The sequence below is a fragment of the Halomonas sp. SIMBA_159 genome, assembly GCF_046536035.1.
GTDB classification, from domain to species: domain Bacteria; phylum Pseudomonadota; class Gammaproteobacteria; order Pseudomonadales; family Halomonadaceae; genus Vreelandella; species Vreelandella venusta_A.
This window is the reverse complement of the sequence record NZ_JAWJBT010001054.1, coordinates 1-255: the sequence shown is the minus strand read 5'-3', so window position 1 is coordinate 255 and position 255 is coordinate 1. Positions and strand designations below refer to the sequence as shown.

Below are 255 nucleotides of genomic sequence, written 5' to 3'. Positions count from 1 at the left end.
CAGCTCTTTTGCCAGCACCAGTTCGCGATCAGCGCCAAACACCAGTGCAACATCCTGTAAGGTGTCTTTAATCCGCCGTGCCGTGTCGTAGCATATAATGGTGCCGACGCCGGCCGGCACATCTGCCAGCTGATTTTGTCGCTGCTGGCTTTTTGGCAGTAAAAAGCCGATAAAATGAAACTTGTCGGTGGGTAACCCTGCAGCACACAGCGCAGTAATAAGCGCACAAGGACCGGGTATTGGAATAACCCTTAC

General features: G+C 52.5%; 1 protein-coding gene. It reads right to left on the bottom strand.

Annotated elements, in window-relative coordinates; genetic code table 11:
- The coding region (locus R0J87_RS22505) for an SAM-dependent methyltransferase (RefSeq protein ID WP_498889105.1) at nucleotides 1–255 on the bottom strand (255 nt) is incomplete at both ends.